The following is a 4797-nucleotide window of genomic DNA, read 5'->3' on the forward strand; positions in this document are numbered from 1 at the left end:
CAGCGGTCATATGCGGCCGCGACATCAGACCGGACATATGAGCGCAAGCGATCCGATTGGTCTTCTTCTCAGCTCTTGTAAGCAGGGGGCCGTCCACATATGGGGCCCCGTCGTCCTTGAGGCCGACGCGGTCCCGTGCCACCATAGGAATTCTTGAGAGAAAGAAGAGGCTTTGCGAATCTGGGGCTCGATGCCCCTGATTCGCAACGGGTGCCTCCAGGCACGCCCCCTCAGAGGAGCGCCCTCAACCTTTGCGATCATGCGCACCCCTTGCGCAGGAAAAGGGGGCGGCGCAACGCGCCGCCCCCGACAAATGGAACTTCGATTTCGGTATCAGGCTGCCCGGTGAAGGCGACCACGCGGAGGCGCCGGAACCTTCTCGACCGGAACCTGATCGGCCTTGCGGAAAGCATGGATAGGGACACCTGCCTTGCGCAGCGCCTGATAGAGGTTTGCCTGAATGCCCGATCCCTCGCCCAGCACGGCCTCGACGGGCTTCAGGTCCACCAGTTTGCGATTACGGGCAAAGGGCGCACCGCGTCCGGAGCCCGTCAGCGAATAAGTAACGAGCTGGACCTCGCGGCTCCCTGCCCACGAGGCGACGATCGCATCGAAGCCTCTGCGCTGCGCGGTCGTCACCAGCGTCATGTGAGGAATACGCTCATGGATCGTATCGAGCCGATCCCACAAGAGTTGCCAGTCATGCCACTCGGCATGACCCGAGGCGACGACGATCGGCCCTCGTGGACGATACCGCTCGCGTTCGACCAGTTCACGGGCACGCAGGAAATCCTGTATCGAAACTTGTGTGGCGGTGGCGACCTTCGAGACACGCGATCCGCGTGCAGGCGACCATGGACGGCCCGAAAGGACCCGGAAGGTGTCCGCCGCATAGTCGCGCATGCATTCGAGCGCCTCGCGCTGCTCGCTCAGCGACTGGCACAGGAGGCGCTTCTCCTCCAGTTCGGTGTTGAAGACCTCGGATGGCTCGATGCGGCGGATCATGTCGCGCAGTTCGTCGGCGAGCATGTCTTCCTGTCGCTCGAGCTTGCCTGCGACGAAATGGAAGCTGTTGACCATGCCCCATGCGATCTCGGGTGCGAGCGCATCGAGCCGCGTGTCGGTCAGCAGGTCGAAGATCGTCGCGATGACGCCTGCGCAATCGGCCTGTGCGTGGAGCGGCTCGGGCATGTCGTGTTCGCCCGGTTCATCCCCCAGGCTGATGATCGAAAGGGGAATGGGATCGCCAAAGGCGCGCTGGAATTCCGGAGTTGCCGTCACGTCGGCGAATAGCGCGGGCAGGTCTGCGAAGCGGCTGATGCTGCGGGAATGGTCGTGGCTCATGGAACTTCTCCCTGTCAGGGGGCAAAGGAAAAAGGGCCGCGAACGCGAGGATAGCGTCGCGGCCCTGCATGTGTGTCGTGCCGGGTCAGTGCCTGCTGGCCCTGGCGGGCGCGGCGAATGCCGCTAGCGCCAGGACGGCATCGACGATCCCGGCCGCATGTGGCGCGAGCGGCGTATTCTCGAGCAGGTCGTAGATGGCGGCGATGATCTCGCCGCAGGTGATGCCGGCCGGGACGTCCGGCACATGGGACGTGATGTCGACATGCCGCGCGAGCAGGTCGCGGATCGAGGGGCTGGCCATGATCGCCACGGAGAGCGCGGCAAGGTCGGTCAGCGGGGCACAGTGGTACAATGAAGAGCGGCGCATGGGATGCCTCCTCATGGCGAAAAAAGAAAGAGGCCGGGGAAGCCTGACGCCTCCCCGGCCCGATGGGACTGATCACCGCGTGATCAGAACGGGTCTTCGCCCTCGAACGGCGCGCCCGCACCGGTCAGTTCGCCGCCTGCACCCACGGTACTGTCGCCGAAGCCGCCCTGATCGCGGGGGCCGCGATCGTCGTAGTTGGTGCGACTGGCGCCCATGCCGCCCCCGAAGTCGGAGCGCATGGTGTCACGCCGCCAGGCGACCATGTAGCCGCCATGATCGGCCGGGAAGAGCGCGATCGGCAAGGGCTCTGGCAGGCTGGGGTCGTCGATATTACCGGCAAGGAAGACCTCGCCGGTGCGCTTCGAAGCAGCCTCCCACAGGGCGCCGATCTGGACCCAGCGACGCGCGACGTTAAGCGCGAGGATCTCGAAGACCGGAGCCTTCTCGTTCTCGCTCGTGACCTTGCGCAGCCCGATGCGGGGAAGATCGATCGTGCGGGTTGCGATAGAGCCCGTGAGGCGACCGTTCTGGCTGAAGATTTCACCGATGTTCATCGTCTTGACCTTTCGAATGTCGCTCGAAACCATTCTCGGCGACATCCTCACCGGCCCTTCTCTCCTCTCTATCCCGCTCTCGCCCCATGCACCGCCCGTCTGCGGCGAGGCGCTCCGCTACCTCCCGCGCGACGCCGCACCGCCTGCCCCGCGCGCAACGCCACAGCCCACCCGCAACTCTGCGCGACCACCGCGACATGGCGCGAGGCCGGAGCGGAGATGAGGACCGGAGAGGGGCTGGGGAGCGAGGCTGGAGGCGCGGCGGTAGCCGCGCTGGCGTTACGCCAGCGGAAGTAGCGGTAGCGGCGCGGGCAGCATAATCAGGCGGTCCCTGCAGGCGGAACCGACGGGCCCACGCTGGAACGGCACCAGCAGGTGCGTTTCCGGTATCGGGAGCGATCGGGGGATGGTGGTGGGCCGCGCGGCGGGATCGTCGTGGACTTCTGTCTTATGCGGGACAATTTGCGGGCCCGACGGCACGGCGTCCTGGAGCGGATTGAATGCGACGCGGCGGATCACAACTTTGGCCTTACTGCACTGATCTTGTCGACCAGCATCCCAAATGGCCACATGGTTTCCGGTATCAAGGAACGGGTGCACGGGCGCACGATCACCAACGCTCATGCGACCATCGCCAACCAACGGTCGGGCCATGGCGGCGGACGGGTCGTGACGCGATAGGCCTGGAATGGCGCGATACCGTGCACGACATAATGGGGAATGCCGGTGGCGCGCCGCAGGTTCAGCGCAATGCGATAGGCGCGATCGAAAGAGGATAACTGGCTTCTGAGCGGTGAAAGGCAGGCGGGCGGGACTGGCAGAGCCATGGGAACCTCCGAAACGAGCTGACCGGGAATGGAAATCGATCAGGCCGCGATCGGCAGATCGGGTGGAACAAGAGCGAGGAGACTTTCCAGCGTCACCGGCGCGCGGCTTGCCCGGCGTGTTCGCGGTCCCCGGCTTGGCCTTGCCGGATCATTGAACCGGTAGCCGATGCGCGCCGCATGCTTGCCGATCACCGCCGGATCGCGGCCGAGCGCCTCTGCGACATCGACCATCGAAACGCCATGGAGCCAGGCGCTGCGGATAGCCCGGTCTTCATCGCTGCTGAACGGGCGCATGAACCCGTGGACGAGGCCCAGATGATTGGCGCGGTAGAGCACGGCGCGAAGCCCGCGCCCCAATGCCCTGGCGATCTCACGCGTCGGGATTTTGCCATAATCGGCGCGCAGACGCGCTTCATCCTCAGCGGTCCAGACCGGCCCCTGCCGAAATCCATCACGGCGAACATGCGTGCCGCGCAACTTCAGCGCTTCGGCGCGCCATCGGATGGAATGGGACGAACGGCCCAGTCTTTCGCGCAGCGGCGTGAGACTCGCGCCTGTCGCATAGGCATGGCGCAGGAGATCATCCTCTTCCGCGATCCACGCACGTCCCCAGCCCCGTCCATAGCCGAGCAGGCGCAGGCGCTGCCCCAGGCTGCGGCTGTTGCGCTCGGGAAAGCCTTCATGGGCCAGCATCCGGGCAATGGCCATATAGCGCGCGCCTGTGGCGGCGAGTGTGAGCGCCCGCGTCATTTCCGCGTCGCTCCAGTCGTCCGGCTGGCAGGCATGACGCAGGCCCAGCACCGATGCGCGCGCGATGACACCGCTTAGCGGCCGCCCGATGAGGCTGGAGATCTGCGCGACCGGAACGCCCTGTTCATAGCCGGCGCGAAGTTGCGTATCTTCCCATCCACTATAGGGTGGGGACCCTGGCTCGGACAGGCCCAGCAGCCGCGCGCGGGCATAGAGGGCACTCACGCCCCGGCCAAGCCGGGCAGCCAGCGTTGCCGTCGGGACATGTGCGTAGCAGCGTGCCATTTCCTCGTCGTCCCAGTCGCTCCAGGAGCGCCGGGAGTTACGGCGCAGGCCAAGGTCATGGATACGCGTGGCGACACCGGCCCGGGGCCTGCCGAGCATGGCGGCGATCTCGTCGATGGTTCGATCTTCGGCAAAGGCCGCGCGTAGGCGGCTTGTCTCATCGGGGAGCCATGCGTCCGCGCGGAAAGCCAGTTCGGAGAGCGGCGCGGCCGCGACGATTTCCGCTTCGGGGACAAAGGGTGTCAGTTCGACGATATCGGCGTCGAGATCGAAGCTGTTCCGGGTCATGGTGCGCGCCTCTCAGACCAGGCCGACGACGGGCGTATCGACGACGCGCAGGCGCAACCGGGCGGACAGACGCGCAATACGCGTATCCCCCCGCGGCATCGTGTCGGACGCGCCGATGGCAGCGAGCAGATCGAGCCCGGCGTCCACATCGTTGGCGGCAAGCGCGAGATGGCGCGCAAGATCATCGGCCGTGGTGGCATTGGGCGCTATGTTGCCCAAGGCCCCGACAATGCGCGCGGCGGTGGGAGCGGCGGGGTCGAGCAGAAAGGCGTCGAGCGCACGCTGCCCCCGCATGGCGGCATGGCTGGTCCTGCCCGGCGCGACCTCGCGCAGGTTTTCAAGGTCGAGCAGAGTGCGGCTCTCGTCCGGGCCGAGGTCGGCG

6 protein-coding genes and 1 pseudogene are annotated in these 4797 nt (G+C 66.1%); all 7 read right to left on the bottom strand.

Annotated features, from left to right (window positions below; translation table 11 throughout):
• Window positions 1–333 precede the first annotated feature (333 nt).
• A complete protein-coding gene (locus tag VMR39_RS09180) occupies window positions 334–1344 on the bottom strand; it encodes a DUF2493 domain-containing protein (RefSeq protein WP_037511119.1) in 1011 nt (336 codons plus the stop codon).
• Window positions 1345–1429: 85 nt separating this feature from the next.
• On the bottom strand, window positions 1430–1711 hold the full coding sequence (locus VMR39_RS09185) for a hypothetical protein (RefSeq protein WP_037511117.1): 282 nt from the start codon (window positions 1709–1711) through the stop codon (window positions 1430–1432).
• Between the two features lie 83 nt (window positions 1712–1794).
• On the bottom strand, window positions 1795–2265 hold the full coding sequence (locus VMR39_RS09190; protein WP_037511163.1) for a DUF736 domain-containing protein: 471 nt from the start codon (window positions 2263–2265) through the stop codon (window positions 1795–1797).
• 279 nt (window positions 2266–2544) lie between these two features.
• A complete protein-coding gene (locus tag VMR39_RS09195; protein WP_182115446.1) occupies window positions 2545–2889 on the bottom strand; it encodes a hypothetical protein in 345 nt (114 codons plus the stop codon).
• On the bottom strand, window positions 2886–3092 hold the full coding sequence (locus VMR39_RS09200) for a hypothetical protein (RefSeq protein WP_037511112.1): 207 nt from the start codon (window positions 3090–3092) through the stop codon (window positions 2886–2888). Before VMR39_RS09200 ends, VMR39_RS09195 begins: the two co-directional genes overlap by 4 nt.
• A gap of 39 nt (window positions 3093–3131) precedes the next feature.
• On the bottom strand, window positions 3132–4415 hold the full coding sequence (locus VMR39_RS09205; protein ID WP_037511110.1) for a hypothetical protein: 1284 nt from the start codon (window positions 4413–4415) through the stop codon (window positions 3132–3134).
• A gap of 12 nt (window positions 4416–4427) precedes the next feature.
• Window positions 4428–4797, bottom strand: a pseudogene (locus tag VMR39_RS09210) (AAA family ATPase); the annotation flags it as partial.

It is taken from the genome of Sphingobium sp. (assembly GCF_035511395.1).
Classification (GTDB): Bacteria; Pseudomonadota; Alphaproteobacteria; order Sphingomonadales; family Sphingomonadaceae; genus Sphingobium.